The sequence below is a fragment of the Pedobacter caeni genome (assembly GCF_900129215.1).
Classification (GTDB): domain Bacteria; phylum Bacteroidota; class Bacteroidia; order Sphingobacteriales; family Sphingobacteriaceae; genus Pedobacter; species Pedobacter caeni.
In genome coordinates this window covers 220,949-247,384 of record NZ_FQUQ01000005.1, presented here as the reverse complement: position 1 = coordinate 247,384, position 26,436 = coordinate 220,949, and the positions used below count along the sequence as shown (strand labels likewise).

General features: G+C 41.3%; 18 protein-coding genes. 12 read left to right on the top strand and 6 right to left on the bottom strand.

Annotated features, from left to right (window positions below):
* Positions 1-15: 15 nt before the first annotated feature.
* Positions 16-2,055 (top strand): helix-hairpin-helix domain-containing protein, encoded by a 2,040-nt coding sequence (locus BUC20_RS24955; RefSeq protein WP_073234553.1) that lies wholly within the window; start codon positions 16-18, stop codon positions 2,053-2,055.
* 3 nt (positions 2,056-2,058) lie between these two features.
* Positions 2,059-3,867, top strand: coding sequence for a ComEC/Rec2 family competence protein (locus BUC20_RS24950; RefSeq protein WP_073234550.1), 1,809 nt, complete (start codon positions 2,059-2,061; stop codon positions 3,865-3,867).
* Between the two features lie 15 nt (positions 3,868-3,882).
* Here BUC20_RS24950 and BUC20_RS24945 read toward each other — a convergent pair whose 3' ends face one another.
* Complete coding sequence (locus tag BUC20_RS24945) at positions 3,883-4,707, bottom strand: DUF6266 family protein (RefSeq protein WP_073234547.1); 825 nt, start codon at positions 4,705-4,707, stop codon at positions 3,883-3,885.
* 425 nt (positions 4,708-5,132) lie between these two features.
* Between BUC20_RS24945 and BUC20_RS24940 the strand changes: the two genes are divergently transcribed.
* From BUC20_RS24940 to BUC20_RS24895, 10 genes are all read left to right on the top strand, one after another.
* Positions 5,133-5,684, top strand: coding sequence for an RNA polymerase sigma-70 factor (locus BUC20_RS24940; RefSeq protein ID WP_073234545.1), 552 nt, complete (start codon positions 5,133-5,135; stop codon positions 5,682-5,684).
* Between the two features lie 109 nt (positions 5,685-5,793).
* Positions 5,794-6,774: a FecR family protein gene (locus tag BUC20_RS24935; RefSeq protein WP_073234542.1), complete on the top strand. Its 981-nt coding sequence runs from the start codon at positions 5,794-5,796 to the stop codon at positions 6,772-6,774.
* A 140-nt stretch (positions 6,775-6,914) separates the two neighbouring features.
* Entirely contained in the window at positions 6,915-9,542 is a 2,628-nt protein-coding gene (locus BUC20_RS24930) for a TonB-dependent receptor (RefSeq protein ID WP_073234539.1), read from the top strand.
* Positions 9,543-9,642: 100 nt separating this feature from the next.
* Positions 9,643-10,422, top strand: coding sequence for an enoyl-CoA hydratase/isomerase family protein (locus BUC20_RS24925; RefSeq protein ID WP_073234536.1), 780 nt, complete (start codon positions 9,643-9,645; stop codon positions 10,420-10,422).
* 31 nt (positions 10,423-10,453) lie between these two features.
* Positions 10,454-11,131 (top strand): DUF4412 domain-containing protein, encoded by a 678-nt coding sequence (locus tag BUC20_RS24920; protein ID WP_073235648.1) that lies wholly within the window; start codon positions 10,454-10,456, stop codon positions 11,129-11,131.
* A gap of 116 nt (positions 11,132-11,247) precedes the next feature.
* Entirely contained in the window at positions 11,248-13,008 is a 1,761-nt protein-coding gene (locus tag BUC20_RS24915; RefSeq protein ID WP_234994597.1) for an LTA synthase family protein, read from the top strand.
* Between the two features lie 2 nt (positions 13,009-13,010).
* Positions 13,011-15,185, top strand: coding sequence for a S9 family peptidase (locus BUC20_RS24910; protein WP_073234530.1), 2,175 nt, complete (start codon positions 13,011-13,013; stop codon positions 15,183-15,185).
* A gap of 178 nt (positions 15,186-15,363) precedes the next feature.
* Positions 15,364-16,173: an MlaE family ABC transporter permease gene (locus tag BUC20_RS24905; protein ID WP_073234528.1), complete on the top strand. Its 810-nt coding sequence runs from the start codon at positions 15,364-15,366 to the stop codon at positions 16,171-16,173.
* An 11-nt stretch (positions 16,174-16,184) separates the two neighbouring features.
* Positions 16,185-16,958: an ABC transporter ATP-binding protein gene (locus tag BUC20_RS24900; protein ID WP_073234525.1), complete on the top strand. Its 774-nt coding sequence runs from the start codon at positions 16,185-16,187 to the stop codon at positions 16,956-16,958.
* A gap of 4 nt (positions 16,959-16,962) precedes the next feature.
* Entirely contained in the window at positions 16,963-17,958 is a 996-nt protein-coding gene (locus tag BUC20_RS24895) for an MlaD family protein (RefSeq protein WP_073234522.1), read from the top strand.
* Positions 17,959-18,092: 134 nt separating this feature from the next.
* Here BUC20_RS24895 and BUC20_RS24890 read toward each other — a convergent pair whose 3' ends face one another.
* Genes BUC20_RS24890 through BUC20_RS24870 form a run of 5 tightly spaced genes read right to left on the bottom strand, consistent with a single transcriptional unit; the run spans position 18,093 to position 26,394 of the window.
* Positions 18,093-19,241 (bottom strand): TlpA disulfide reductase family protein, encoded by a 1,149-nt coding sequence (locus BUC20_RS24890; RefSeq protein ID WP_084529260.1) that lies wholly within the window; start codon positions 19,239-19,241, stop codon positions 18,093-18,095.
* A gap of 35 nt (positions 19,242-19,276) precedes the next feature.
* The gene (locus BUC20_RS24885) at positions 19,277-20,407 is read right to left on the bottom strand and encodes a TlpA disulfide reductase family protein (protein ID WP_073235646.1); all 1,131 of its coding nucleotides are present in this window, start codon (positions 20,405-20,407) and stop codon (positions 19,277-19,279) included.
* A gap of 26 nt (positions 20,408-20,433) precedes the next feature.
* Positions 20,434-21,582 (bottom strand): TlpA disulfide reductase family protein, encoded by a 1,149-nt coding sequence (locus BUC20_RS24880; protein WP_234994596.1) that lies wholly within the window; start codon positions 21,580-21,582, stop codon positions 20,434-20,436.
* 39 nt (positions 21,583-21,621) lie between these two features.
* Entirely contained in the window at positions 21,622-23,070 is a 1,449-nt protein-coding gene (locus BUC20_RS24875; protein WP_073234515.1) for a RagB/SusD family nutrient uptake outer membrane protein, read from the bottom strand.
* Positions 23,071-23,094: 24 nt separating this feature from the next.
* Positions 23,095-26,394, bottom strand: a complete 3,300-nt coding sequence (locus BUC20_RS24870; protein WP_159441159.1) for a SusC/RagA family TonB-linked outer membrane protein — start codon at positions 26,392-26,394, stop codon at positions 23,095-23,097.
* Positions 26,395-26,436 lie beyond the last annotated feature (42 nt).

Here is a 26,436-nt window from a genome sequence, read left to right as displayed (position 1 = left end):
CGGTGATTAGGCATCATGGTGCCAGCTTCACTCCGACTCTTCTTCTTCCTTATTCTGATTTTCCCAGGATCCCTCCTCTTCGCACAGGAAGAGGAGCAGGTAAAAGACCTTAAAGAAAGACTTGCTGAAAATGGGAATGAGGAAGAAGAGCTTGCTGAACTGACAGATCAGCTGGATTTCTTCAGGAAACATCCCATAGACCTGAACCATACCCGCCCGGAAGAGTTAAAAAAACTCATTTTCCTGTCGCCCCTGCAAATCAGCAATTTCTTTCAGCACCTCTCCGTTAACGGCAAACTACTGGACCTTCTGGAATTACAATCTATTCCTGATTTCGATCCGGAAACCATAGACAAATTATTGCCTTTTGTTACCTTAAATCCAGTTAATCCTTATGCCAATTTAAGCTGGAACAACCTTTACCGGAAGGGCAATCATCAGGTGATGCTTCGATATGGAAGGCTCTTACAACAGCAGAAAGGGTTCACCAGCCTACCTGGAAGCAGATATCTGGGGAGTCCCGACAAACTCCTTTTCCGCTATAAATACCAGTATGCAGACCTGCTTTCCGCATCTCTGGTCATGAAGAAGGATGCCGGGGAAACCCTGTTTAGCGGAAAACCAGCAATAGATTTTCTATCCGGAAACCTGGCAATTTATAAGTTCCACCGGCTTAGCAAGCTGATCATCGGAGACTATAGCCTTCAATTTGGACAAGGCTTAACGCTATGGTCTGGCTTCTCTCTAGGGAAAGGCCCGGATGTAACCAGTGTGGCCAGCAAAGATGTAGGATTAAAGTCCTATACCTCTACCAGTGAAGGCGCTTTTTTCCGGGGTATTGCTGCTACCGTTCATTTATCCGGACATTTTTACCTCAGTCCCTTTTTCTCTTTCAGGAAAAGAGATGCCAGTTTGAAAATTTGGCCTGATGGTTCGCTAACCCTGAGCACCATTAATGAAAGCGGTTTACACAGGACCCAGACAGAACTCAGAAACAGGAAGACATTGAATCAACAGCTCTATGGCTTTGCATTTCAATATCTGGCAGCGCATTTCAGTGCTGGCCTTGTTGCTTATCAATCCAGGTATGGCTATTCTTTTAGCAATAGTAGTCCGCCTTATAAGAAATACAACTTTGCAGGCGATCAGTTGAGCAATGTTGGTCTGCATTACAATTACACCTTTCAGAATGTTTATTTTTATGGGGAAGCAGCCCGGAGCTTTGATGGTGGCTGGGCAATTTTACAGGGAGCGATGGCCAGTATCTCTGCGCGCTTATCGGCAGTATTTGTATATCGAAGTTATGATAAAGACTACCATAATTTCTTTAGTCAGTCTATCGGAGAAGCTTCCGGCACCGCCAATGAAAAAGGGGCTTATTTAGGCATAAATTACAGCCTTCATAAACACTGGAAATTCGCCCTTTACTTCGATTATTTTAAGTTCCCATGGCTGAGATACCGGGTAGATGCCCCTTCTTCAGGATACGAAATACTTTCCCGCTTACAATATCAGCCTACCAAAAAGCTACAACTCAGCGCCTGGTTTAAAACAGAACAAAAACAGCAAAATCCAGATACGGGAAACCCTGATCGCACCCTGGAGGACCTGATTAAAACAAATTACAGACTGGAATGCAACTGGCAGTTTAACAAAAAATTCAAGTCCCAGCAACGTCTGGAGGTCATCAGTTACCAAAAGGGAGCAAAAACTACGGAGTTGGGTTATCTGATCTATCAGGACCTTCACTATTCCCCATTGTCTTCCAGATTATCAGGCAATGTCCGGCTTGCTTATTTCCATACCGACTCCTATAACTCCCGGATTTATGCTTACGAGGATGATGTTTTATCTGGGACAGGTTCAGGTGGCTATCATGGCAAAGGCATCAGAACCTATCTGAATTTAAGGTATCGTTTGTTGAAGCCGTTGGACCTTTGGGCGAGGTATGCGATCTACATTTATCAGGATAAACCCAAGATTGGCACCGGGCTAGATGAAATTGCAGGGAATAAAAAATCAGACCTGAAGCTACAGGTACGCTATCAGTTTTAGGCCATGCATGTTCCTCATCAGAATGGCCTCAGCTTTCTGCGCATCCTAATCCCATACGCTTTAGGAATCAGTTTCTTTTACGGCTTCAAACCAGTGCCTGGGATTCTTCTTTTAACTTCGCTTAATCTCCTCTTATTTATTGGATTAGCATTCATAAACTTCAGGTATAAAGAAATCAAAGCTTACCGTTTCAAAGTCTTTACCGGATCCATACTTCAATTGCTCCTGTTCTTTTTTGGCGGATTGTCCTGCATCAGCTATACCCAATCATTAAAATCAGATCACTTTAGCAAAACAAGCTCCAGCTACTTAAAAATCCGCATCATAGAAGAACCTCAATATAAAAACGGGATATGCAGGTTTAAAGCACAAGTAATGCTCAGTTACCAAATCAGCGCAGACAGCGGCCAGCAAGGAGTTTACCTCCTTCCCAAACCTGCTTCAGGAGCCATCATGGTTGCCATAAAAACACCTGTTAAGACTATCTTAACTCTTTATTATGGAGAAGTGCTGATCATTCCTTCTTTGTTTTCGGAGGTCAGTCCTCCACACCTGAGTTCCGAATTTGATTACAAAGCCTGGCTTGCCACTCAGAACATAAACCACCAAACCTTCCTGTATCCTCAGCAATACTTAAAAATAAAGGGAAACAAAGGCAACCCGATTCTGACATTCGCTTTAAGACTGAGACAACAGCAGCTGAAGCGCTATGCAAAGCTGATCAAAAATAAAGAAGCGATAGCCCTGGCTTCGACCCTTATTCTTGGCTACCGCACAGACCTCAGCAAAGACACCCTGGATGTGTATGCAAAAACAGGAACGATCCATGCTTTGTCCGTTTCGGGCATGCATGTGGGACTGATTTACATGGTCCTGAATCATTTGCTAAGTTTTCTGAACTCCGGAAAACGGGGTAAATTGATTAAACTGATCCTGATCCTTCCAGCCATTTGGTTTTATGCCTTGCTTACAGGGTTCTCTCCTTCTGTGCTCCGCTCTGTTCTGATGCTTTCCGTTTTCCTGATTGCAAAATCATGGTCCAGACCTGCCAATAGTTATAATATCGTTGCGTTTAGTGCATTCTGCATACTGGTTTACCAGCCTTTTCTTCTTTGGGATGTGGGATTTCAGCTTTCTTTTTTAGCCGTTAGCGGTCTGGTGTACCTGCAACCAAAAATTCAGCAGTCCTGGCCTATTGAAAACAAATGGCTGTACAAATTATGGGGAGTGATTGCAATGTCTTTAGCCGCACAGGTATTTACATTTCCCTCTTCAGTCTATTATTTTCATCAGTTCCCTCTCTATTTCCTCCTTAGCAATGTGTTTATCCTGATTCCCATCGCCTTACTGATGTATCTTGGGATTATAATTCTCTTTCCTGGATTTGATTTTCTTGCATCTCTTTTTGAATGGCTGATCCATTTCACAAACCAGGGCCTCCGATGGATTTCCCAACTTCCTTTTTCCAGCTTGTCTGGCATCTGGATCAGTAAAATTGAGTTCATATTGCTATGCCTGGCCTTAATTTTCCTGGTCATCGCAATCGTACATCATCAGAAAAAAGCATTTTTCATTTCTTTGACCGTGCTTATCCTCTTACAAGGCTTTCTTAGCCATGATCAGATCCGTACTTACCATCAGCGTAAAATCATTACCTTCAAAATCCCTAAACAGCAGGCAATAGCCTATATTTTTTCCAATCGGGCCACCGTATACACCACATTAACAAAACAAGACAAAGCCTTCATTTATTTTATCCGGCCTGCTTTAGACCAATATCAGGTAAAATCAATAAAACTGGTTCCTCCATAATGAGCAACTATAATGCTAACCAGGCTTCCCCGGAAGGTGTTCCAGTTTATTCTTCAATACCTGATACTCCTTTTCCAATGTTCGGAAAGCCTTGCTATCGACGGGATTCCCCCTGTTGCCCTTCATTTGTTGTAAATAATCAGCTTCTACGATATCAAACCGCTTTTTTACTTCAGCATATTTCTTTTTCTGGCTGATCCGCTCCTCAGTTTCTGCTTCTCCGTTCAGGTTTCCTAAATACGCACTGTCTGAAATTTCCTTGCCATCTGCAGATCTGAAACAGATATATGCCTCTATCGGCTCATCCAGAAATCCATCGTGATGCAATTCAATAAAACAGGTTCCTGCATCTCTACGGCTGGCATTAATAAGGGATGTAGCTTTTCTTCTTAAAGGATGACAAAGCAAAATCATCACCATATCATCATAACGTCCTTCGGTATTCCAACTGACCTGTACGCCTTTGTCTGTCTTTTCTAGTTTAAGGTCTGTTGCTCCTTCTAAAGTGCCATGACTGAGCTCTACCTTACTGTAATCCACTGAAAGATTAGGATACTGGCCCTTTAAGGCCTTCTTTTTAATATAAGAAGTAGCCAGGTTATGTGCGTTTTTAACTGTTCCCTGAGCTTCGAGGTCAAAACTGACACTGATAAATTCTCTGATGGATTTCACCAAACGCATCGTGACTGACATCTCCTGTCGGTTGGCCAGCTGATTGATACTTGGTTTACCCGGATCGCCTATCGTACGACAAACATGTTGTCCGTTTAGCACATAAAATACCAGGTTGTGTAATTTTCCGTTTAAGGTCCCCAATGGACCATTTGCCGCTTTTGCCATATTTAATAGATTAATGTTTAATAATAAAAGTTAACAACTCTATAGTCAATAGCACTAATATAAGTAATAAATTTTATTAAAGTCAATACATTCGCCGTACACTGCCTTTATTTACTTCTGATTTAGAATTAATTTTCATCCTACAACAATAGGGCTTGACAGGGCTCCAGGCCCTATAAGGCCCTATCAACCTCCTTGCAAAAAAGAAGCAAATAAGCAGCAAGTAAAGACTTGGTACAGACTAAACCCAGATGATAATGCCCATTACTGTATGGTAAGTCCAATCCAGCTTCAAAGCCATCTTCCTGCAGATAATCAGTAATCAAAACGGATATCAGGAGGTCACCATCGATTTACATTACCTGATTGTTTATTTAGAATAATTCCAATTAAAAACCTACATTTGATTTTAACAGTGCTATTGTGTGAAAAATAAGAATGGATCTTTTCAGGACGAAAACAAAATAGTTCAGCTTAATGAAGAGCAATTTACGTTGTTATTTAATCAACACTGGAAAAAGCTATTTGCATTCTGCCGCTTTCATACCGAAGATACCGAACGCGCAAGAGGGATGGTGCAGGATATTTTCTGTAGTCTTTGGGACCGTCGACATCAGCAGGACATGGTGACAAACATGAGGTCTTATTTGTTTGGGGCAGCTAAGCTAAAAATTGCCAATTATTTCAGGGATAAATACCTCCATGAACAACATTTAAAGTCCATCTCTAAACTTCATTGCGAAACTGTACATAATACAGAAGAAACCATTCTTTTTGAAGATCTGAATGATTTTGTAAATTCTTTGGTGAGTAAACTGCCATCTAAGTGCAGAGAGGTCTATCAGCTGAGCAGAAACAGTCAACTCAGTATTCCGGAAATAGCCATCCGGTTAAATATTGCAGAGAAAACAGTGGAAGCACATTTAAATAAAGCGCTAAAATCGCTTAGAACGAGTTTAAAGGTAGTCAACAACTAAAATTATCGCACTGAAAATCAATTGATTAATATTTAATTGATTGATTTTTCGCTATGCACTAAGGGGAAAAGGAAAGTTGCGTAACTCCTATTACAAAACATCCCTTATCATGCAAATAAATCCTCAACTTCTGAAACGCTATTGGTCTGAAGAATGTACTGAAGAAGAAAAGTTCCTCGTCAGGAAATGGCTTGCAAGTGCTGAACCTCAGGAGGATTATTTTATTGACGATTTAAATGAATCCGAAGAAAAAGAGCTGATGATGAAGTCAATAAACAACCGCATCGGAAGAACAATCCTTTCATCTGAAAACACGGAAAGTTTAAAGCCTGGACATTTACCTCTCAGACACTCAAAAAAATGGATCTTCGCTGTTGCAGCATCAGTTTTACTTGCCGTATTTTTTTTACAGCAACACTATGTTTCCCAGGAGGCTGCTCCATTGTCTATTACCTCTTATCATGAAGTTGCAGTGCCTTATGGAGAAAAAAGAATCATCACCCTTACCGATGGCACTATAGTTCACCTCAATTCAGGTAGCCGCCTTAAATATCCACCGCAGTTTTCAAATTCGCAAAGACATGTTATCCTAAGTGGTGAGGCCTATTTTATTGTCGCTAAAAACCCAGATAAACCCTTTACGGTGGAAACAAAACATACCACAACACGTGTATTGGGGACCAGGTTTAACCTGAAGGAGTTTGCCAATGATCAGCACAGCATTATTGTTATCGATGAGGGGCGGGTACAGTTTTCGGCTCCTGGTTGTACCGATACACTGATCCTTACCGCTAACAGCAGGGCAGTTTTCAGAAATTACTCAATGGAAAAAAGTGTTGTACAAGCTTCTTCTTATTTAAGCTGGAAAGACAATATTCTCCATTTTAATGACATTCCACTCTCAGAAGCTATTCCAATTATTGAAAGATGGTATAACGTAAAAATCCGGATAAAAGATCAGGCTTTATCTCCATTAAAAATCAAGGGGGACTTTAAAAACCCATCCTTATCATCCCTGCTACAAGACCTTTCTTATTTAATGAATTTAAAATACAAAATCAAGCAAAATGAAGTTTCACTTTACCAATAAAACCCCATATGCATAAAAAACGACCTCCTTAAGCGCAGGTAAACGCTACATTAATAAACCCGGTGCCATGTCGGCAAAACTTAACACCGGGCTCTGCAATCGAAATTCAATTCAAAACTCAAATTACATTACTCAAAAATATGAAATTTTTAGCGCTTAGAGCCTATTCAACATCAACATTACTTTTTAAACCCGCTCTATTTTTTCTGCTCATCTTTACGCTGGCGAAACCTGTGCTGGCTCAGCAGAGCATCCTGCAAAAGCCGGTCAGCCTGTCACTTGGCACACTGACATTGGGCGAAGCGCTTTCAGCAATAGAAAAACAAACAAACTGTGAATTCATATACAGCTCCAGTTTGCTGGATCTCCGGAAGAAGGTTACCTTAAATTATCAAAACATTCCTTTGTATAAAGTCCTGGAGGAAATTCTGGATCGCAACGCGCGTGGAATTACGGTAACGGGTAACCAGATTAAGATTCAACCCGGAAAAGGAAAAGGTGCAGTAAATGGATCGGTCAAAACGAGCGATGGCAAACCTGCAGGCTTTGTAACCATTGGAATAAAAGGGCAACGCCGGACCCAGACAGATGAAAATGGAAATTTCAGACTCGAAAACATTGAGGTTGGAAAACACCTTATTACCGCCAATTATGTTGGTTTACAAACTCAACAAGAGACCATAACCGTTATTGCAGGCCAGACTATCATTCAGCATTTCATCTTAAGGGAGGACCGAAGTACGCTGGATGAAGTAGCCATCAGGTCCAGAAAAATGTCTAAAATTACTGATAAGGAGACTGAACAGGTTGCAAAAATGGTACTGAAGAATCTTGAAAACCCGCAGGTTTACTCAGTAATCCCCAAAGAATTATTTAAGGAACAGATGGCCGCTGATTATAAAACTGCTTTGCGAAGTGCACCAGGAGTTAATTCTTTGACTCAAGCAGGCAATGGGCGTGTATTTTCATTAATGAGGGGCTTTTATACAGATAATTACATTAGAAACGGAATCCCTGCCTATCAGGCCACCTCAGTTGACCCCATTAATATTGAGAGAATTGAGGTAGTGAAAGGTCCTTCAGGAACCCTGTTTGGAAGTGGGTATTCTTCTTACGGTGGTTTAGTGAACCGGGTAACTAAAAAGCCACTGGATCACTTTTACACAGAAGCATCATACACAACCGGAAGCTTTGGTTTGAGCAGACTAACGGTGGATCTGAGTTCTCCGCTAGATAAAACGGGTGATTTACGCTTCAGAGTTACCAGCGCCATCCATAAAGAGAATTCCTATCAGGATTTTGCATTTCAAAATAACTTCTTTCTGAATCCGAGCCTCTCTTACAAGGTCAACGACAAGCTAAATTTGTTACTTGAAGTAGAATATGCAAAAATATATCAAAACCCTGTCCAGACCATAGATTTTGATTCAGGATATCAATGGAATCCAAAAGTTTTAAACAGTTCCTTATATGATTTTTCAAGAACCTATAATTCCAGAGAAATTGATCAGAAGTTCGATAATTTAAATATCTTTTTGCAGGGAGATTATAAAATCAATAACAATTGGAAGTCCCAGACTTTATTCTCGTATACTCAGGTCATTGCTCCCGAACAATACCGTACCACAAACACCATGATGAACCCGGAGACGCTAAAACGGGAAGTCGGGCAATTGAGTGATCAGTATTCCAATATTCAGCTGCAGCAAAATTTCACAGGAACCCACTATATTGCCGGAATAAAAAACAGGTTTTTGATTGGAGGTAATTTAAGTACACTCCGTCAAAGCTCTTTTTATTTTATCACCCAAATGTATGATATCGTTGATTTGAATCAGGCAAAGGTAGATTACATTTCCAAGCGGAAATTACAGGAAACACTTTCAAAATCGGCGGTTAACCCTACTTCGAACGCTACCCTGAATTACGGTTTTTATGTGTCCGATGTTATAAGTTTCACCGACCGCCTCCAAGCGCTTCTCTCTTTAAGATATGATTTCTTTAAAGATAATGGTGCTGTGGACTTGAATTCAGGAATCGCACCCGAGGCATACAGTCAGAAAAAATTAGCACCAAAGATTGGTCTTACCTATCAGATTGTTAAAGATCAGGTCGCACTATTTGGCAATTATCAAAATGGTTTTACTTATAGTCCGGCAAAAAACAGGGACAATAAGTTATTTAGACCTGAACAAGCCAATCAATTTGAAGGTGGTGTAAAAGTAGAACTATTTGATAAAAAATTCTCAGGAACGCTGAGCTATTACGACATTCTGGTGAAAGATAAGGTTCGCCCTGATCCGGATAACAGAGATTTTTCCGTACAGGACGCCACACAAAAAAGTAAAGGGATAGAGGTCGACTTATCAGCTACTCCGGTAGAGAATTTCAATATCCTGCTTGGTTATGGGTTCAATGATAACCTCTATACTAAAGCCGATGCCGGAATCCAGGGCAAACGTCCAATGGCCACTCCCAAACATATTTTCACCAGTTGGGCCAGCTATAAATTTAAGGAAAGCATATTTAAAAATTTTGGCGCAGGAGTTGGACTGATCAGTAACTCGTCGGCTTATCTGAATGATGCGAATACACTTAATCTACCTGCTTTTACCATCTTAAATTCAACCCTGTTTTATGACAATTCGAAAGTCAGGCTTGGATTTCGGATAGATAACCTGACAGATAAAGATTATTATGCCGGCTATTACTTTGTTGCTAAACAAAACCCAAGAAGCTTTGCATTCAATCTCAGCTGGAAAATATAATATCAGACAAATATCAGCCCTGCAATCCAATGACTGACAGGGCTGATTTGGTTTTGTTTCTTTACTTTTGAAGCAAACAAGAATTTATCTCAGAAAGATCATGACAGCGCCTTTAGTTTTATATTCAGTGGAGCAACGGATTGCCACCATTTCCATCAACCGTCCGGAAAAGCGCAATGCTTTAAACCCCGAACTCGTGAGCCTCCTCACCGACACCTTAATTACCGCTTCTGAAGATGAAGCCGTTAAAGTCATCATCTTAAAAGCTAACGGAACCACATTCAGTGCGGGCGCCGACCTGGCTTACCTTCAGCAGTTGCAACAAAACAGCTATGAAGAAAACCTGGCGGATTCAGAAAACCTGAAACGTCTGTTTACCACTATTTATTACCTGCCAAAAGTAGTGATCGCACAAGTCGAAGGTCATGCCATTGCCGGAGGATGCGGACTGGCTACCGTATGCGACATTACCTTTTCTGTTCCCGAAGCCAGTTTTGGTTATACAGAAGTAAAACTTGGTTTTGTACCGGCGATTGTATCTTGTTTTCTGCTCAGAAAAACCTCTGAAACGATTGCCAAGCGGATCTTATTCAGCGGAGAACTGTTCTCTGCACAGCAGGCTCTGGACTATGGCCTGATCACTTTTGTAACAAACAAGGAGGATATTGGTCTTAAAGTGAAAGAATTTGCATTAAGTTTGTGTACTGAAGCCTCCGCAAATTCGTTAATGGTAACCAAGCAATTGATTGGGCAAACCACGAACCCGGAACTGGAAAACAGCCTTTCACTGGCGGTACAGATCAATGCAAGGGTAAGGGAAAGTGAAGATTTCAAAAAAGGTGTTGCTGCCTTTATCAGCAAAGAGAAAATTAATTGGTAAATTTAAAAAGCATAAACAAAAAAACTATTATATGTTCACATCTATCAAAACCGGAGTTTTAGCAGCAGTTCTTGTAAGTGCAGCACTCTTCGCACAAGCTCAAAAGAAAATTACTGAAGGAACAATTACCCTGGGAATCAGTTATGCATTAACTCCTGAACAGGAACCTATGGCTGCCATGCTGCCTACAGAAACTAAAGTTAAATTCAATGGCAATATGTCCAGATTTGAATTACAACAGGGACCTGCTACAATTACGGTAATCTCTGACAATATCGAATTGAACTCACTGGTACTTATCGATGTTCCGGTAGCGCAAATGCAAATTGCTGTAAAAGGAACAAAAGCAGATTATGAGAAAGAAAAAGCGACTGATCCTAAATTCAGTGACTTTAAAGCAACAGGAGAAAAACAAACCATTTTAACCTATAATGCTGAAAAATACACTTATAAAGACGACAAAGGTGGTACTTATGAATTATGGGCAACCAACGATATCGAACTTCCTGCAGGTTTAATGGGTCAGGAATTTAAAGACGTAAAAGGAACTCCGATTAAATTCACCAGGTTTAACCGTGGCGTAAAATCAACTGCAACGATTAAAGCATTTTCTGAAGAGAAAGCAGGTCCATTTACCTTAGAGGTTCCTAAAGGATATGAACTTAAAACAATGGAAGAAGTAATGCAGATGCAAGGTGGAGGTCAATAACATCCGCTAAAATGTTCAAAAGCCTTATTTTCCTCCTTAGATTCTACATTTTCTGGTTGTTATTTTTCTTTCTGGACCGGTTGATGTTTCTTCTTATTTATCATAAAAAGCTTGCCATGGTGCCTCTTTCGGAGACCATGGCAACTTTCTATCATGCCATTACACTTGACCTTTCCATGACGGCATATCTTGCCCTCGTTCCACTTTTAGGCTATATCTATTGGTTTCTAAGCGGCAGAAAAGTCGTTGAGCTCAAATGGCTCTCTATCTATAACATCGTGCTGATCGTCCTGTTCAGCATCATTTCGGTCATCAATTTCAACATCTACAGGGAATGGGGAAGTAAGGTAAATGCCAAAGCCATTGGGTTTGCCATCTCTACGCCCAATGAAGCCCTGGCCTCCAGCGCATCTTCACCTATAGGTTTGTCATTGGCTTTATTAATTTTGCTCATCGCCCTGAGTTTATTTATGCAGCGATGGGTAGTTTCCCGGAAGATCACGTTCGGCACAAATCCTGTCTGGTTACGGGCTGCTGTTGCGCTCCTGCTGATCGCCCTCAGCTTCCTGCTGATTCGTGGTGGCCTCAGAGGCTCTCCCATTACCCAGAGCATGGCTTATTTCTCTAAAGAGCAATTACTCAACCAGGCTGCCGTAAATACGGAATGGAACCTAATGAGAAGCGCCCTTTCGGAAAGAATGTCCAGCACAAATCCTTACATTTATTTCGATCCTAAAAAGGCCGAGCAACTGGTTAAGGAATTGTACGTCACAGAAAAAGACAGTACCACTCATATTTTAAAGACCAACAGACCCAATGTTGTTCTGGTGATCATCGAAAGCTTTACTGCCGACCTGACCAAAACGCTGGGTAATGAAACGGGAATTACGCCCCACTTTGATTCTCTGATGAACAAAGGCGTACTGTTCGACCGGATCTATGCTTCCGGAAACCGGACAGACAAAGGCCTCATCGCCTCCCTTGCTGGCTTCCCTACACTGGGCGCCGGAAGTATCGTAAAATGGCCGGAGAAACTACAGAAGTTACCTGCCATATCCAGCTCATTATTCAGAATGGGCTATAACACCTCTTTCTATTATGGAGGAGAATCAGAATTCGACAATTACAAAGCCTTTATTCTCAGTCATGATTATCAAAGGCTAATTGATAGAAACAATTTCAAAGGGAGCGAACTACAGTCTACCTGGGGGAAATATGATGAGGTGGTATTCGACCGTCAGCGGAAAGACCTGAACTCAGAAAAACAGCCCTTCTTCTCGACCTTGCTCACCCTCAGTAACCACGAACCTTATACCCTTCCCGGAAAAGGGAAATTCGGAAATGGGGATAATGTGGCAAAATTTAAAAGCACTGCCTATTATACAGATTCCTGTATCAATGCTTATTTAAATAATGCAAAGAAAGAAAACTGGTATAAAAACACCTTATTCATCTTTGTGGCAGATCATGGACATCCACTTCCAAAACAGGACCATGAAATCTATAGCCCGCAACGTTACCATATTCCACTCCTGTTTTATGGGGATGTGATCAAGGAGGAGTTTATTGGCAAAAAGTTCAGCAATGTGGGTTCTCAGATTGATATTGCCGCAACGTTACTCGCTCAATTACAAATTCCTTCGCCCGAATTTGTATGGAGTAAAAACCTGCTAAACCCCTATACAAAACCCTTTGCTTATTTTAGCTGGGACAATGGAACAGCCTTTATGGATAACACACAATATGTTACCTTTGATAATGTAGGTAAGATGATCTTAGAGAACAGCAATCCTAAAGACAAGGCCAAAACCGACCAGCAACTGGACCATGCCAAATCATACCTTCAAAAAGTATATCAGCAATTTATAGAATTATAAAAATGAACTTTAAAAACCTCTTTTTTAAACTGACCGTCATTATCTTTATTGGATATTGCGGACAAAGCCATGCACAAAAACAGTCTGATTTAAAATGGGCTAAAGATGGTAACTCTTACTACCAGGTGAAAGACGGAGATATCGTTTCCATCACCTTGCCAAAAAATGAACAAAAGACCATCCTCGACAGAGGCTTTCTTTACTCCAATGCCGGTAGTGGTCTTGGAGAGATTAAAGATTTTCAAATCTCTGAGGATGGAACCAAGATATTGATTTATACGAACAGCAAAAAGGTCTGGAGATATGAAACACGTGGTGATTACTTCGTGGCCGACCTGAAAACCAAAGAACTGATCAAGGTTGGAAAAGACAAACCTGCTTCTTCCCTGATGTTCGCAAAGTTCTCCCCTGACGGAAGTAAGGTAGCTTATGTAAGTAAACATAATTTATATGTGGATGACCTGGCTTCCCGCAGCACGAAAACCCTGACTACCGATGGAACAGACCGTTTGATCAATGGTACGTTTGACTGGGTATATGAAGAAGAATTTGATTGCAGGGATGGTTTCAGATGGAGCCCTGATGGAAAAACAATTGCTTACTGGCAATTGAATGCCAACAAAATCAAGAACTTCCTGATGATCAACAATACCGATTCTATTTATTCTTATACCATCCCTGTAGAATATCCAAAAGTTGGACAGGATCCCTCTTCTTGTAAAGTAGGTGTGGTAGACATCAATACCGCAACCACCAAATGGCTGGATGTTCCCGGAGATCATATCCAGAACTACATTCCAAGAATGGACTGGATTCCAAATACCAATGAAGTGATCCTTCAGCAATTGAACAGGGAACAGAATGTGAGCAAAATATTTGTAGCCAATGCCGAATCCGGAGCAGTGAAAAACATCTACTCAGAAACGGATAAAGCCTGGATTGACGTTACCCAGGGATGGAAATGGATCAATGAAGGCAAAGAGTTCATCTGGGCGAGTGAAAAAGATGGATGGAGACACCATTACCGCATCAGCAAGGATGGCAAAAAAGAAACACTGATCACCAAAGGTGATTATGATGTGATCGAAAGCGCATTGATTGATGAGAAAAACAACCTGTTTTATTTTATGGCTTCTCCGGAGAATGCCACTCAGAAATACCTGTTTAAAACAAAACTAAGTGGTGGAGCTAAACCAGAAATGGTAACCCCTTCTATCCTTCCGGGTACACATAATTATGAAATTTCTCCAAATGGTATTTTTGCACGTCATGAATATACCAATGCAACTGTCCGCCCGATCACGGAATGGATGAAGCTGACCACCTTAAATCCTTTAACGATGGAAGGTAGCGTGACCAGCCAGCTGGGTAAGGTAAAACCACCAAAAAACCAGGTAGAATTCTTCAAAGTAACTACTGAAGATGGAGTAACCCTTGACGGATGGATGAAAAAACCGGATAACTTTGACCGCACTAAAAAATACCCGGTGGTGTTTTATGTTTATGGAGAACCAGCCTCACAAACCGTAACCGATACTTATGGTGCAGGACGTAACTTCCTGTATGCAGGAGATATGGCCAAAGATGGTTACATCTATATTTCAATAGAAAACCGTGGCACACCTGCTCCGAAAGGCAGAGAATGGCGCAAAAGTATTTATAAAAACATTGGTACCCTGAACATCCGTGACCAGGCAATGGCCGCCAAAAAAATCCTGGAATGGAACTTTGTAGATAAAGACAGAGTTGCCGTTTGGGGATGGAGCGGAGGAGGTTCTTCTACGCTGAACCTGTTGTTCCAATATCCTGAAATTTATAAAACCGGAATTGCAATTGCCGCAGTAGCCAATCAGCTGACTTACGACAATGTATATCAGGAACGTTATATGGGTTCTCCTTTGAAAACTACAGAGGCTTATGTTAAAGGATCACCAATCAGCTACGCAAAAAACTTAAAGGGACACTTATTGTACATTCATGGTACAGGTGATGACAATGTTCATTATCAAAATGCAGAAATGCTGATCAATGAACTGATCAGACATGGAAAAGTATTCCAGATGATGTCTTACCCTAACCGCACGCACAGCATCAGTGAAGGTGAAGGAACCTTCCAGCATCTGGCCCTGACTTACACTGAGTTTCTGCAAAGAAATTGTCCTCCGGGAGGAAAATAAATCTGCAAAGTAAAACGATGGTCTGTAATTTACAGGCCATTTTTTTATTTAAAAAACACCAAAATCGGGAATATATCGTTAATATGGCGCAAATTTTGATAAGTGTTGATGATTCTCTGTTACAACACATAATATAAAGGAGTTTTTTAATATAATCTGAACATACCTACACTAATTAATGGATAAAACAGCTGAAACTCCAGCCCATATAAGAAAAGAAGTCAAAGCTCCCGGAAAGATCTCCAGGATGTTTTTGTCATTCTATGATGTATGTCAATTCGTCACGCGTTTTTTTAAGGAAGGTTTCCTTCCACCTTACGAGGGAAAAGAACTCATGAGGCAATGCTATGACATTGGCTACCGCTCACTGGCCTTAATCTCTTTAACGGGATTCATTACCGGAATCGTATTTACCAAGCAATCCAGACCTTCACTGGCGGAGTTCGGAGCCACTTCCTGGCTGCCTTCACTGGTAGGTATCGCCTTACTCAGAACCCTTGCCCCCCTCCTCACCTCGCTGATTGCAGCGGGAAAGGTAGGCTCCAGTATCGGGGCTGAATTAGGTTCTATGCGGGTAACAGAACAAATTGATGCCATGGAAGTTTCGGCAACGAACCCTTTCAAATTCCTGGTTACGACCAGGGTGCTGGCAGCAACGATCACCATCCCCATCCTGACCTTCTATACGGCTATGGTAGGGATGTTGGGTGCTTTATTAAACGTATCTTTATTTGAAGATACCAGTGCCAGGGCGTTCTTTCAGATGTCATTGGAATCTATTACCTTTTTAGACATTACCGCTTCTACGGTCAAAGCCATCCTCTTTGGTTTTACCATTGGTATCGTAGGTTGTTATCAGGGTTATAATTCTTCTAAAGGAACAGAGGGTGTAGGAAAAGCGGCCAATTCCGCAGTAGTGATCGGGATGTTCCTCATCTTTGTGGAAGAAATCATTTCCGTCCAGTTTTTTAGTCTATTCAGAACCTGATCTTTTAAATAATGGAACAAAAGAAAACAACCAGTATCGATCAGGAAAAAGTAATTGAAGTAAAAGGGCTCTATAAATCCTTTGGCAGCTATGATGTGCTTAAAGGGGTCGACCTGGATCTTTATAAAGGCGAAAACCTCGTTGTACTTGGAAAATCAGGAACAGGAAAGTCGGTCTTAATTAAAATACTCGTTGGACTGCTCAGTCCTGATGAAGGAGAAGTAAAAGTATTGGGGCAGCATGTAGATCAGATCAGCTATAAAGAACTTTTGGCCTTACGCCTGAAAGTGGGCTTTTCTTTTCAGAACTCGGCACTCTATGATAGTATGACGGTAAGGCAAAACCTGGAATTCCCATTGGTAAGAAATCAGCGCAGGCTGACCAAAGGAGAAGTAAACCAGGCGGTAGAAAGAGTGCTTGATGCGGTGGGGCTATTACAAACGATCAATCAGATGCCTTCGGAACTTTCCGGCGGACAAAGAAAAAGGGTGGGCATTGCCAGAACCCTGATCCTCCAGCCGGAAGTAATGCTCTATGATGAACCTACTGCCGGATTAGATCCAATTACCTGTCTGGAAATCAACAGCCTGATCAACGAAGTACAGGAACGTTTCCATACCAGCTCTATTGTCATCACCCATGACCTCACCTGTGCAAAAGCAGTGGGCAACAGGGTAGCCATGCTGCTGGACGGCAAATTTGAACGTCAGGGAACCTTTGACGAAGTATTTAACACCAGTGATGAACGGGTGAAACCATTTTACGATTATAATTTTATACAATAACAATATGCAGGTAACAGACACGCGTCGCAAAGTAACAGTGGGGGTATTCGTAGCCCTTGGGTTGGTTATTTTTGTACTAGGAATATTTACGCTGGGGAGTCAAAAAAAGTCATTTATAAAGAGCTTCACTGTTGATGTTGTTTTTAATGATATCCAGGGACTAAAAGCAGGAAACAACGTTTGGTTTTCAGGAGTAAAAATCGGAACAATCAGAAAGATTCAGTTCTTCGGAACTTCACAGGTACAGGTATTCCTGAATATTGAAGAAGAAGCACATAAATATATCCATAAAGATGCAACTGCAACGATCAGCTCTGATGGATTAATCGGAAACAAAATTATTGTGGTCACCGGTGGAACACCTAAATTTCCTTTTGTAGAAGATGGTGACCGCCTGAAAGCAAGCAACGCTCTTTCCACAGATGACATCATGAAAACCTTCCAGGTAAACAATAAAAACCTGGTAGATGTAACCTCAGACTTTAAAATCCTGGCGAAAAATCTGGTAGAAGGAAAAGGTGCTGCAGGAGCTTTGCTTGCCGATCAGCAAATCGCAGACAATTTCAAAGCGATCGTACAAAATTTAAAAGTGACCACAGAATCTGCCAATAAAATGGCGGTAGACCTGAATGCATTTACAAAGAAAATAAATACCAAAGGAGGCTTGGCTGATAAAATGCTGACTGATACGATGGTATTTTCACAGCTTCAGGCTTCGGTAAATGAATTGAAGAAAACAGCAAGTTCAGCAGCAGCAATGACGGAGAACTTAAACAAAGCTTCTTCAAAACTGACACAGTCAGACAATGCAGCAGGAATGTTGTTAAACGACCAGAAAACGGCAGATCAGATCAAGGCGATCATGCAGAACCTGGAAGGCAGCAGCAAGAAACTGGATCAGAATATGGAAGCTTTACAACATAACTTCCTGTTAAGAGGATTCTTTAAGAAAAAAGCGAAAGCAGAAGCTGAGGCTGCAAAAGCAGCGGAAAAACAGTAAGAATCAGGTTGTAACTGAAATCATTTAGAAAGGTTATTCTCAGAGATATCCTCTTCAGACTCTTCATAAAAAAGGCAGTTTTCGATAGGAAAACTGCCTTTTTATTTTAATCGTATTTTTTGCTTTATACTATTTTATAGCTGGCTTAACTTTTTATGCAGTTCTTCTACAGACAAGTCTCTGCCAATAATCTTACCTTCAGGGTCGATTAGTACTGTAGTGGGGTATTTATCGACAGCGAACTTCTTTAAAGATACATTGCCCTCTCCTTTTACATCTAACATTTGCATCCAGGGAAGCTTTTCCTTTTCAATGTCTTTAACCCAGGCATTCCTATCGGATTCTGTGGCAATTCCTAAAATCTCGAAGCGATCGCCCCGATACTTACTATAAATTTGTCTGAGCTCCTTAAAAGCAACATGACATGGGCCACACCAACTGCCCCAGAAATCGATCAGCACATACTTACCTTTAAGGGAACTGAACCTGAGCGCCTTCCCTTGTGGATCCTCCAATGTAAAATCACTCACTATACTCCCGATTGCAGATCTTTTCTGTCCGGAAATATGGTCAACTATACCCTCCTTAAAATATCCCTTTTTGTATAAAGGAGAAAGGACCTGATACAATTCCTCCAACTTAGCCAGACTTAAGATTCTTGAATTTCTGGATAGCAAAACAATAGCAGCAAATGAACCCGGTTTTTTATGAATCAATCCGTCCAGTTGCTCCGCAACATGTTGATCATAATTCGCCTTTTTTAGCTTGTAATCCCTTTCCAGGTCCTTATACTGCTGACTGCTGGTATCCGGATTGCGGCTATTCACCAGCTCTTTGCCATACTTCGAAACGAGTTCATCCATCATTTTATTTCTCTCTTCATTTATTTTTTCAGAGAAGGATTCATAGATTTCTTGTGCATCAGATCCCTTTACCGAAGTTCCGCTGAAGCTTTCCATATCTGCCTTCAACTGCAACGTTGAAGGACGGTCCACCAGAACTGAAAAAGGAGCATACCCACCTTTTGTTCTCAGTTCAAAACCACTATAAAAGCTATACATGCCTGGTTCTATAAAGCTTTTTTTAAAAGTAAATGTTCCATTTACCACCTGGACACTGTCGTGCATTTTACCCAGCATATTGTTGTAAATGTGTACGTATTCACCATTGTATTTCGAATTTGCAGTTCCCTGAAAAACGATGAGTTCATTTTTATTCTGTGCCATTACCTTATTGAAGGCAAAAACTACCATCAATAGTAATATTGTATTTTTTATGTTCATATCAGATTGTTGTTTTTATCTGTCAGTTCCCGCAATTATTTACCAAAAAGTTCTGACATTTTTTTATCCATGGCCTCATCACTTTCTCCATTCCCACCGTAACGACCTACAATTATTCCATTTTTATCCACCAGAATCTTTGTAGGCAAAGTATGGATCCCGAAGGATTCCCCGATTCTACTGCCTCTGTCAGGTCCTGACAACACATGTTTCCACACACCTATCCCATCTTTTTCCACGGCTTTTCTCCAGGCATCCGGAGTACGGTCGTCACTTGCAACTCCGACAATTTCCAGACCTTTGTCTTTATACTTGCGGTAAAGTCCTAAAAGATGTGGATTGCCCTTGCGACAAGGGACACACCAGCTTGCCCAGAAATCCAGTAGCACATATTTCTTCCCTTTAAAATCAGCAAGGTTAAGTACTGCTCCATTGATGTCTTTAGCGCTGAACATCTGTACTACAGCCCCCGGAGATCCTCCTTTAAGCGCATTGACTTCTTTGAGGGTTTCTTTTCCATAACTGCTTTCCTTGATTCTGGAAGTCCAGCTGTTGTATATTTGTTCAGCCTGAGCAAGATTGAGCTCACCCATTTTATAGCGCATCATGTATGCTGTCACGTAAGAATCAGGATGCGAAGCAAAGAAATCATCTTCTATCTTTCCCTCCCTTTTATTAAATGGCTCCAGGCTATCCCTGATTTCTGCGGCCTTCTCATGGTCCTTTTCTTTTCTCAACCGTTCCAGCACTGGTTCCATCTCTTTTCTGATGGGTTTCTTCAGCAAGGCTAAAGATTCCATTTCCTGTTGAGATTTGGAACCTTTCATCACGAGGTTTTTAAATTGATCTTTAGCAACTGTAATGTTCATTTCAGTGGGCTCCAAAAATATTTGGGTGGTATTCGGATCCTCAACCGACTGCGTTTTCAATCGTCCATAAAAATTTGCTATTGCCGGTTCCGATATCCGTCCCTTAAAGAAAAAAGAATTGTTCTGCAGGGTACTGCTATCCAGTTTCATTTTTCCATCTGCATCAAGATACCTCAGGTATACTATACCTGTCAAACCTCCTGTTGCCTTCCCTTTTAAGGTAAAGGTCTGTCCTTGCTGTGAAAAACAGCTCGCAGTATACAGCAGAACCGCCAGCATTATTGTTATTTTTTTCATGATCATTTTTTCTTAGGCTGGAACACTTAATTAAAGATCTCTGCAAGTTTTCGATCCATTGCTTCGTCGGTTTCGCCACCGCCACCATAACGGCCTACGATGACTCCATTTTTGTCCACCAGTATTTTGGTGGGTAAGGTATGGATGCCGTAGGTATCACTAATGCTTTCTGAGGTATCATAACCAGTAGCAGTACGTTTCAGGCCTCTCAGCACGTGTTTCCAGATTCCGATTTTATCCTGTTCTACTGCTTTTCTCCAGGCCTCCGGAGCGCGGTCATCGTCAGAAACGCCAATGATCTCCAGACCTTTGTCTTTATATTTCCCATAGGCAGAGATCAAATGCGGATTTCCTTTGCGACAAGGCACACACCAACTGGCCCAGAAGTCCAGCAACACATATTTTTTTCCTTTAAAATCAGAAAGGCTTAGTGCTTCTCCGTTGATGTCTTTTGCTGTAAAAGGTGCAGCAACGCTGCCCGCTGAGCCACTCACCAGTTTCTTAATCTCCTCTGCAATCGCTTTCCCATAACTGCTTTGTTTGATCCTATCCGTCCAGCTATTATAGAATTGTTTTGCTTCAACAGCATTAAGTTTAGACATTTTAAAGCGCATGAGATAAGCTGTTAAATAAGAATCCGGATGTGCTTTGAAATAAGCATAATCGATGATGTCCATTCTTGCATTAAAGGGTTCAAATTGTTCTCTGATTTCTGCAGCTTTTTCATGATCTTTTTCTTTACGGTAAGCATCCAGAAAAGGCTGTTGCTCTTTGCGGATGCCTTCTTTCGATTTATCCAATGCGATTTGTTCGTCCTGAGTAGCTGAACCCTTCATTGTGGCGTTTTTAAAATCCCCTGCTTTAAGGTTTATGGTCATGGAGCCAGGTTCTAAAAACACATAGGTATAATTAGGGTCATCCATGCTTTTGCTTTTTAATTTCCCATATAAATAAGCCATTGTTGGTTCCTTTAAACGGCCTTTGAATAAAAATGAGTCATTGGTAATTCTGGCACTGTCCAGAACTCTTGCGCCGGATTCTCCCTGATAGCTCAGGTAAATAAAATCAGCGTCCGGATTTTTTAGCTGTCCGGAAAGTTTAAAATTATCTTTTTGCTGTGCATGACCTGCCAGGCCACACAACAGTAAAACGTATATGAATAGATTTTTCATCATTACAAGATTTAATTTTACGATTAGCGATTTAGTTCCCGATTAAGGGTTTTGTTCTAAAGAATTGGTCACACCATTGGTTTCCGTCAATGGAAGAAAATAAACCACACGCAAGTCCGTTGGCTGAACAGTGAGGTTCGAACCCGGGATCCCTTGTTTAGCATAGTTCCTGATCATGGGCAGGTTATTTCGCCATAAATCATCTCTCCGGATACCACCTTCAAAAGCGAATTCGATCCTGCGCTCTTCAAGCACGACCTGTAATACCGTACTCCGGCCACGCAGGTTCCCTACTGCATACAAATCAGTACCTGTTAATCCTGCACGTTTACGGATCACATTAACATCATCGATGGCCAGTTGATCTTTTCCGAGTTTCGCATTGGCTTCAGCCCTGTTGAGGTACATTTCAGCAAGGCGATAAATTGGCGGAGAGCTTACCTTTTCGGTAGTATTTAAGGCTGGATTCTGCACATATTTGGTCGTGAAATTCCAGGTATCCCCATTTGAGGTCTTCAGTGCTTTATAGAAATTTTTGCGTAAATCTCCGTTTCCTTCGTTCAGCAAATCCCAAAAAGGTTTCGATACTGCTGCGAACTTCTCTACGGTATAACTCTGATTAAAATAAAAGAAGCCACCACCTGTTCCATCCAGATTTTTAATGCAAAATATCGTTTCTTTATCGGTACTATGGTTGGTAGAAAAATAGCTTTTGTAAGCATCACCTTGTGTAAGGTTAAATCTGCTGGTCGCCAGAATCAGTTTATCGGCATATTCTATTGCCTTTGCATTGTTCCCCATATTCAAGTACACAGACGACAGCATAGCCTGAGCTGCATATTTGGACGCAAAAGCATTGTTGTTATCAATGGTCATCAAAGCTTCTGCCTTTAGCAAGTCAGCAATCATAAAATCATAGACCTCTTTTACTGTCTGGCGTTTTGCGGGACGCTCTAAGGTTGGCCCGGATTTATCAACAATCACTACTCCCGGACGGTTCCCATTATCTTGTACATAAGGACGGCCGAATATTTTTACCAACGACTGGTAGGCAAATGCCCTCATAAAAAGATTTTCACCTTTTAACTGCAACAAAACCGGGTTCGCATCTTCCGGAATGGCTTGAATCACATTATTTGCAGCTCTGATCAAACCATAAGCTTTTGAATACAGGTTTATGGTATTGAACATGGTTGGATTATGATCAAATGAATATGCGGCAAACTGTCTGGTACCTCCGGGATCGAATACGGAAGTTGCTTCCACATTATCTGTAGCGGATTCGATCAAATGAAAAAAAGTGGCTATGTAGTTGTCATCTTTCAGCAAACTGTAATTGCCGCTGGTGGCCAACCTAAGGTTGGCTTCACCGGAAAGTGCCTTATCTTTGTCTAAACTTGTTTCAGGACGCAGGTCCAGCTTCTTGTTGCAGGCAGTTAAAAACATGGTTGTTAATAACAAGACACTATAAGTATGGATTTTTAATCTCATGATTGAAAATATTTAAATTCCGACTTAAAAAGTCAGGTTCATGCCCAGGGTTATTTTTCTGTTGATTGGATATTTGGCTGTGCTTTCTGAAGTAGCTCCCCCTACGTCCGGATCCAAACCGCTGAACTTCGTGATCGTAAATACATTATCCGCGGAGAGGTAAAATCTTGCCCGCTGGATTTTCGCTTTGTCTGTCCATTTTGAAGGCAGACTATAATCAAGCCTGATGTTCCGGATCCTCATGTAACTTGCATTTTCTATGAACCGGGTGGTCAGGTATCCTCTGGCATCCGCATATCCGATTAGCGTAGCTGCAGGTGCATAAGCCTGATCTCCTTTTTTCTGCCAGCGGGTCTGTCCATCAGGAAGGACCACATTATTTCTGGTTCTTGAAGCTCCATCTGCCTCCAGGGCAACATTAAACAGGCTATTTCGTAATTGATTGTCGATCTTCAGACCAGACACAAAATTTACCAGAACACTTAACGTAAGTCCTTTATAACTGACTGAATTGCTCAACCCTCCGGTAAAATCAGGTTGTTGTGACCCCAGTACCTGCAATGTTGCTTCCTTGATATTGAGCGTGTTGCTTTTATTCCCATCAGCATCAATCTTCTCATAGGAAGGTTTACCTGTATCCGGATCTGCGCCTTTATAAACGATGCCATAGATCGAACCTATTGCATAACCCGGAGCAGTAATAAATCCGCCTGTACTAGGTAAAATAAAAGGTACATCAGTTAAATACAGGAGTTTGTTCCTGTTAAATGCAACATTAAGACCAGTCGACCATTTTACCCTACCATCTAAATTCAATGAGTTCAATTCCATTTCGACCCCTTTATTGGAGATTTTTCCGATGTTTTTCACCACCCCCTGTACACCACTTGTTATTGGTGCCTGAACTGTCCTTAAAATATTGGTATTTGTTTTATTGTAAAGATCTATAGTTAGATTGAGCCGTTTCCATAAACCGATATTCAGGCCAATGTTTGTCATACGTTGTATTTCCCAGTGTAAATCAGGATTATCATCCGTAGGTCCAGGGATGATCCCCGCCTTACCATCATATTGATTACCTCCAGGCACATAATCATACACTCCATAGATCGAATACGGACCTACCGGATCAGCATTACCTGTGGTACCATGGCTCAGCCTCAATCGTAAATTACTCAGGGTTTTGTTATCCTTTAAAAACGCTTCATTACTTAGGGTCCAGGAAGCACCAATGGAATAAAAGTTACCATATTTATTGTTTGCCCCGAACTTTGACGAACCATCTCTTCTGAAGGATCCTGACAGAAAATACCTATTATCATAGCCATAGTTTACTTCAGAAAGATAAGACAGAAAAGCCATCTCAGAAATATTTTCAGTAATCCCCTGGAATGTTCCGGAGGCCAGTGATGGGACACCTGAACTGATGTTAATGGTACGCCCACCTGTTACTTCATTACGGATGTCATTAAACTCAAACCCTGCAAGACCTTTGAACTCATGTAAACCGAATTGTTTTCTAAAGGATAAAATATTGGAAGTGATGTAATTTACATTCTGAGTCACATTCCGGGAATAGCTTCCACCAGGGCTGTTTGATGAAAGGTCCAATGGGTCAACGTATAGCCCGTTCTTTTGACTCAAAACTGTAATCCTGTTGGAGCTGGAGAAATCCAGCCATGAATTGAAACTATAGCTGACTTTTGCATCCAGTCCGGCGATATATACCTTTCCAAACGCGTTGTTCAAGCCTTCCTGAGTAGCAAACAAAGGATTAAAAACACCTTTACTATACCAGTTGGGATCATTGCTTCCTCCCAGGCGATAGCTTCCATCTTCGTTGCGGGGATAATCCCATGGCAAGACACTCAATATTCCTGTTCGATAATTGCTCAATCCTGAGCTCAGTGTGGGAGAAAATGTGCCGTTAAAACCAGTTGTGACCGTTAATCTCGAAGAAGGTTTATAGGTAGTATTTACCCTGAGGCTATATTTTTCGTACTTATCGGTAATGGCTACCGGCAGCTCTTTATGGTAAGTTCCGCCAACATAATACATAAATTTGTCTGTGGCTCCTGCCAATGATAAATTATAACGTTGCGTCTGACCGGTCCGGTAACCTTCCCGCAACCAGTCGGTATCATGTGATAAAGCATCCTGCTGATTGGGCATTACCGTTTTTAAATACGTTTGTAACTCCTCTTCTGTTTTACCGGGGTTTTGATTTCTCCAGTCGTTGGAATAGGCCTGATTCATCAAGTCATAGCGTTCTGCACTATTCATCAGCCTGTATTTTCCAAAAACAGGATTTTCCCAGCTGAAGTTAGATTCCAGGTTGATCTGAGGTTTGGTAAGGCCCGACATAGAAGTGCCTTTGGTAGTGATCACCAAAACTCCATTAGCTGCTCTGGAACCATATAGAGAAGTGGAAGCTGCATCTTTCAGCAAGGTAACAGACTCAACATCATTAGGGCTCACATTTTCCAGGTTCCCTGCATCCTGTATCAATCCATCTATGACCACCAGAGGTTGTGTAGAGGTCGTTCCACCCAGAGATCCAACCCCTCTTACGCTGAGATTTGCTTTACCAGCAGGATCCCCTCCCGGATTACTCACCATCATACCTGCAATCTTTCCCTGTATGTTTTGCAGAATGGAGGAAGAAGTAACGTTGATTAATTCTTCTCCTTTAACGGTACTAAGAGCGCCCGTCAGTTCTGTGATTTTCTTTTTACCATATCCGGTCACGACCAATTGCTCCAGTTCCCCAACATTCTCGGCCAGCCTTACGTTTAATTCAGTAAGTCCTTTTACGGAAAGTTCCTGGGTTTTAAAACCGATCATGCTAAAGACCAGGGTTTCTGATCCATCCACGAGCAGGCTATACCTGCCTTCAGCATCTGAAGAAGTCCCTATCTTTTTCCCTTTTATGCTCACGTTTACACCAGCAAGGGGAAGATTTTTGTCATCTGTAATCCTTCCTTTTAAGGTAACTGCAAAAACAATTAAAGGCTGATCTGCTGAAGATGATTTCTTGTCTTTAATCAGGATGGTTTTTTGTTCGATTTTATAAGTCAGGGGTTGATTTTTAAGACAAAACTCCATGACTTCTTCCAGATTGGAGTTACTGAAACTGACATCCAGTTTTTTAGCATCATTAATTTTCTGGTTCGAATACAATACCTGAAAACCGGTTTGTTTTTCAATTTCCAGAAATACCTGTTCTAAGGTGGTATTTTTCTTTACATAAGTCAGCCTTTGCGCAAAGGTAGTTGCACTTACCTGCATCAGGCCGGCAAAAAAGATAATTATGATCAGTTTCACAATTAATAAGAATTTATCTGGTAGCCGCAAATTGGGCATACC

Excerpts from the sequence above, each read along its gene's own strand:
- BUC20_RS24925 (WP_073234536.1), top strand. The coding sequence starts at position 9,643 with ATGACAGCGCCTTTAGTTTTATATTCAGTGGAGCAACGGATTGCCACC.
- BUC20_RS24900 (WP_073234525.1), top strand. The coding sequence starts at position 16,185 with ATGGAACAAAAGAAAACAACCAGTATCGATCAGGAAAAAGTAATTGAA.
- BUC20_RS24950 (WP_073234550.1), top strand. The coding sequence starts at position 2,059 with ATGCATGTTCCTCATCAGAATGGCCTCAGCTTTCTGCGCATCCTAATC.
- BUC20_RS24905 (WP_073234528.1), top strand. The coding sequence starts at position 15,364 with ATGGATAAAACAGCTGAAACTCCAGCCCATATAAGAAAAGAAGTCAAA.
- BUC20_RS24875 (WP_073234515.1), bottom strand. The coding sequence starts at position 23,070 with ATGAGATTAAAAATCCATACTTATAGTGTCTTGTTATTAACAACCATG.
- BUC20_RS24920 (WP_073235648.1), top strand. The coding sequence starts at position 10,454 with ATGTTCACATCTATCAAAACCGGAGTTTTAGCAGCAGTTCTTGTAAGT.
- BUC20_RS24930 (WP_073234539.1), top strand. The coding sequence starts at position 6,915 with ATGAAATTTTTAGCGCTTAGAGCCTATTCAACATCAACATTACTTTTT.
- BUC20_RS24880 (WP_234994596.1), bottom strand. The coding sequence starts at position 21,582 with ATGATGAAAAATCTATTCATATACGTTTTACTGTTGTGTGGCCTGGCA.
- BUC20_RS24935 (WP_073234542.1), top strand. The coding sequence starts at position 5,794 with ATGCAAATAAATCCTCAACTTCTGAAACGCTATTGGTCTGAAGAATGT.
- BUC20_RS24955 (WP_073234553.1), top strand. The coding sequence starts at position 16 with ATGGTGCCAGCTTCACTCCGACTCTTCTTCTTCCTTATTCTGATTTTC.
- BUC20_RS24885 (WP_073235646.1), bottom strand. The coding sequence starts at position 20,407 with ATGAAAAAAATAACAATAATGCTGGCGGTTCTGCTGTATACTGCGAGC.
- BUC20_RS24915 (WP_234994597.1), top strand. The coding sequence starts at position 11,248 with ATGGTGCCTCTTTCGGAGACCATGGCAACTTTCTATCATGCCATTACA.
- BUC20_RS24890 (WP_084529260.1), bottom strand. The coding sequence starts at position 19,241 with ATGAACATAAAAAATACAATATTACTATTGATGGTAGTTTTTGCCTTC.
- BUC20_RS24910 (WP_073234530.1), top strand. The coding sequence starts at position 13,011 with ATGAACTTTAAAAACCTCTTTTTTAAACTGACCGTCATTATCTTTATT.
- BUC20_RS24945 (WP_073234547.1), bottom strand. The coding sequence starts at position 4,707 with ATGGCAAAAGCGGCAAATGGTCCATTGGGGACCTTAAACGGAAAATTA.
- BUC20_RS24895 (WP_073234522.1), top strand. The coding sequence starts at position 16,963 with ATGCAGGTAACAGACACGCGTCGCAAAGTAACAGTGGGGGTATTCGTA.